The organism is Micromonospora maritima, from assembly GCF_902825405.1.
Lineage (GTDB): Bacteria > Actinomycetota > Actinomycetes > Mycobacteriales > Micromonosporaceae > Micromonospora > Micromonospora maritima.
This window is the reverse complement of record NZ_CADEAU010000571.1, coordinates 1-3,178: the sequence shown is the minus strand read 5'-3', so window position 1 is coordinate 3,178 and position 3,178 is coordinate 1. Positions and strand designations below refer to the sequence as shown.

The window sequence follows — 3,178 nt, the reverse complement described above, 5'->3', positions numbered from 1 at the left end:
AGCAGGCCCACCAGCCCGTCGGTCACCTGCGGCCCCGGCGGCTGACCGGCCTGCGCGGCGGCCCGGAACCCCCGCCACGCCCGCATGCCCTCCCGGCGCAGCAGCACCAGACCCAGCAGCGAGGCCGCGAACACCAGCAGCAGCGCCGCGCCGAACCCGACGGCCCGGCCCACCAGGACGAAAACGGCCAGCTCCAGCAGCGTCAGCAGCAGCAGGGCCGGTGGTAGGTATCTCAGTCCTCGGCGCATCTCACCTCATCCGCCCGGTGTGTCGTCACGCCCCTCCAGCATGACACGCCCGCGCTCACGGCCACCGGGCCAACGCCGCCGGCCGGGCCCGCACCGCCGCCCGCCGGTCCCGCACCCCCCACCGGGTGACCCGCCACAGCGCCTCCGCCACGATCAGCGGGCTCATCTTGCTGTCGCCGTGCTCCCGCTCGGCGAACGTGATCGGCACCTCGACGATGCGCACCCCGGCGCGATGCGCCAGCCGGGACAGCTCCACCTGGAACGCGTACCCCTGCGACCGCACCGAGTCCAGGTCGATCGCGTCCAGCGCGCTTCTCCGGTACACCCGGTAGCCGCCGGTGGCGTCGCTGACCGGCATGCCCAGTGCCACCCGCGCGTACAGGTTGCCGAGGCGGGACAGCAGCAGCCGCCGCCACGGCCAGTTCAGCACCCGCGCGCCCCGCGTCCACCGGGAGCCGATCACCACGTCGGCGTCGCGGGCGGCCGCGAGCAGCGCCGGCAGGTCCTCCGGGGCGTGCGAGCCGTCGGCGTCCATCTCCACCACCGCGTCGTATCCGCGCCGCCGGGCCCACGCGAAACCGGCCAGGTACGCCGCGCCGAGGCCTTCCTTGCCCGCACGGTGCAGCACGTGCACCCGGGTGTCGTTCCCGGCGATCGTGTCGGCGATCGCGCCGGTGCCGTCGGGGCTGTTGTCGTCGGCGACGAGGACGTCCACCGCGGGCGCCGCCGCGCGGACCCGGTCGACGATGCGGCGCACGTTGTCGGCCTCGTTGTAGGTGGGGATCACCACCAGGACCCGGCCCACCCCGGGATGGCCGACCGTCCGCCTGTCGGCTGCCACGCCCACCGTCGCACCGCCTCCCGCTCGTCGGTTCAGCCGGCGGTGGCCCTCCGGCGGCGGCGCAGCAGGGCCGCGCCGGCCAGCGCCGCGACCGCCAGCGCCGCGAGCGCCACCTCCGGCCACACCCCGACCGTGGTGGCCGGGGTACGCCCGTCCCCGAGTCGCATCTGCCGCACCACCACCTCGGCGGTGTTGAACCCGGTCGCACCGTCTACCCGCCCGTCCGGGGAAACGAACCCGGACACCCCGACCGTGGAGGCCATCAACGCGGCCCGGCCGTGCTCGACCGCCCGCAACCGCACCATGGCCAGCTGCTGGCGGGCCTCGGCCACGTCGAACGTGGCGTTGTTGGTCTGCACCACCAGCAGCTGCGCGCCGCCGGTCACGGTGTCCCGGACGATGCCGTCGTAGGCCACCTCGAAACAGATCACGTCGCCGAGGGTCACCGCGCCGGCGTCGAGCACACCCGGGCGGGTCCCCGGGACGAAGTCCGAGCGCACCCGGTCGACCTCGGCGCTGACCTTGCGGGCGATCGAGCGCAGCGGCACGTACTCGGCGAACGGCACCGGGTGCCGCTTGGTGTACAGCTGGCTCAGGTCGGCGCCGCTGCCGGGCCGCCACAGCAGACCGGCGTTGCGGACCTGCCCCTGACCGGGGCCGAGCAGCACCGCGCCGACCAGGATCGGCGCGCCGATCGCGTCGGCGGCCTGGGAGATCCGGTAGCCGGCGCCCGGGTTGCGCAGCGGGTCGATGTCGCTGGAGTTCTCCGGCCACACCACCAGGTCGGGGCGGCGCTGCGTGCCCTGCGCGACCCGCTCGGCCAGTTTCAGGGTGGCGTCGACGTGGTTGTTGAGCACCGCCTGCCGTTGGGCGTTGAAGTCCAGCCCGAGGCGGGGCACGTTGCCCTGCACGATGGCGACGGTGACGGTGTCACCGGCGCCGCGTACGCCGGTCGGGACGGCCGTGCCGGCGGCGAGGACCGCCACGAGCGCGGCGGTGAGCCCGGCCACCGGCCGCCACTGCCCGGCCGTGGCACGCCAGTCCCGCCAGGCCAGGGTGAGCAGGATTCCGCCGGCGACCGCGACGGCGCACGTGACGAGCGGCGCGCCGCCGAGCGCGGCCAGCCGCAGCAGCGGCGACGTGTCCTGGCTGAACGCCAGCCGCCCCCACGGGAACCCGCCGAACGGGGTGCGGTCGCGCAGCGCCTCCTGCCCCACCCACAGCACGCCGGTGAGCAGCGGCCACGCCGCCCGGTACCGGTCGGCCAGCGGCGACACCCAGGCGGTGGCCGCGCCCAACAGCGCCAGGTAGCCGGCCTGCAGCAGCGACAGCAGCACCCACGGCAGGTAGCCGGTGTGCAGGTTGGTCCACTCCAGCAGCGGCGCGAACAGCGTCACCCCGGCGAGGAAGCCCAGCCCCGCGCCGGCGCGCAGCCGACGCCGGTGCGCCGCGGCGGCCAGCAACGCCACCCCGACCGGCGCGAGCGGCCACAGCCCGTACGGGGGGAACGCGAACAGCAACGCCAGCCCGGCCAGCACGGCTGCCGGCACGGCCAGCGGCAACGGCAGGGGACGCGCGTCGGCGTCCGGGCGTGCCCCGTCGGTGGCACCCCGCTGTTCCCGGTCGAGCGTCGTCACCGGCACCTCACCACGATCACGGGCCGAAGGCTACCCGGCCACGACGTCGACCGGCCCGGGCGGTGTGGGGCGGGCCACCGGCGGGAGGCGACAATCGGGCGTATGCGGTTCGGTGTCCTCGGCCCCACCCAGGCGTACGCCGACGACGGCGCCCCGCGGCCCGTCGGTGGGCGGCGGCTGCGCGCCCTGCTGGCGTTGCTGCTGCTCGACGCCGACCGCACGGTGCCGCCGGGGCGGCTCGTCGACGGCGTCTACGACGCCGACCCCCCGCAGCGGGCCGCGAACGCGCTGCAGTCGCAGGTGTCGCGGCTGCGCCGGCTGCTGCCCGACGTGCAGATCGAGTTCGGTCCGGCCGGCTACCGGCTGGTCGTGGACCCGCAGCAGGTCGACGTGCACCGGTTCGCCGCCCTGGCCGAGGCCGGCCGGGCCGCGCTGGCCGCCGGCGACCCGGG

The 3,178-nt window shown here is 76.2% G+C and carries 3 protein-coding genes and 1 pseudogene; 1 reads left to right on the top strand and 3 read right to left on the bottom strand.

The features are described 5' to 3' along the window. From HUW36_RS29210 to lnt, 3 genes and pseudogenes are all read right to left on the bottom strand, one after another. Positions 1-248, bottom strand: a 248-nt coding sequence (locus HUW36_RS29210; protein WP_174531060.1) for an FxsA family protein, incomplete at its 3' end; no start/stop codon positions are given. A gap of 55 nt (positions 249-303) precedes the next feature. Continuing rightward, positions 304-1,095 carry a polyprenol monophosphomannose synthase gene (locus HUW36_RS29205; RefSeq protein ID WP_174531059.1) on the bottom strand — a complete coding sequence of 264 codons (792 nt, stop codon included), beginning with the start codon at positions 1,093-1,095 and terminating at the stop codon, positions 304-306. 13 nt (positions 1,096-1,108) lie between these two features. Beyond that, positions 1,109-2,732 (bottom strand): annotated as a pseudogene (lnt, locus tag HUW36_RS29200) (apolipoprotein N-acyltransferase); the annotation flags it as partial. Positions 2,733-2,828: 96 nt separating this feature from the next. On the opposite strand from lnt, the gene HUW36_RS29195 reads away from it, so the two are divergent. After that, positions 2,829-3,178 (top strand): AfsR/SARP family transcriptional regulator (locus HUW36_RS29195; RefSeq protein ID WP_174531058.1); only part of this gene is annotated, 350 nt, incomplete at its 3' end.